The sequence below is a fragment of the Ammoniphilus sp. YIM 78166 genome (genome assembly GCF_004522215.1).
In the GTDB taxonomy this organism is placed as follows: domain Bacteria; phylum Bacillota; class Bacilli; order Aneurinibacillales; family RAOX-1; genus YIM-78166.
This window is the reverse complement of sequence record NZ_SDLR01000041.1, coordinates 1-597: the sequence shown is the minus strand read 5'-3', so window position 1 is coordinate 597 and position 597 is coordinate 1. Positions and strand designations below refer to the sequence as shown.

The window sequence follows — 597 nt, the reverse complement described above, 5'->3', positions numbered from 1 at the left end:
AACTTGCGTTTTTAGAAATATAAGTTTGACCAAACAAAGAAAAAGGTACTTTCTTATTTGTTTTTAAATAAGAAAGTACCTTTTTTATCTATTTTCACTGTTCCTTTTCTTTTAGAAGGGTGAGAATTCTCTTCAGATTGACTGCGAATATTGTTGTGGCACCTTGGATTTCCATGCCAAATAGACCCGCAGATAATGCTTTATCATACCCGTGTCCATGTTTTAACTCACTATTCTTCGCTTCGATTTTATAACGTGAACGAGCAAGTTCTTTAAACTCATCACTATCTTGAAACGTTTCTTGCTCCTTATGTTCGGTCGATTTAATGGTTACCGAATATGTTTTACTCTTTGCTCCTTCTGTATAACATCCTTCACGGAAAGGGCACATTTGGCATTTTTCTATGTCAAAGTAATACTTTTGACGTTGATTTTTCCCTACATTCTTCTTATTTGTACGCGCTTTTCGAATGGCCATATGCCCAGCTTTACATACGTACATGCCAGTATCTTTATTAAATTCAAACTCATCTTCCTTAGCCCGTCTACCTTGTGTGATTTGTGGATTTAACTTTGATACTAGTTGAAATTCTTCCT

Annotated in this window: 1 protein-coding gene; it reads right to left on the bottom strand. The window is 35.2% G+C overall.

The features are described 5' to 3' along the window. Window positions 1-94: 94 nt before the first annotated feature. On the bottom strand, window positions 95-597 hold a 503-nt coding region (locus EIZ58_RS32785; RefSeq protein WP_205672451.1), incomplete at its 5' end, for a transposase.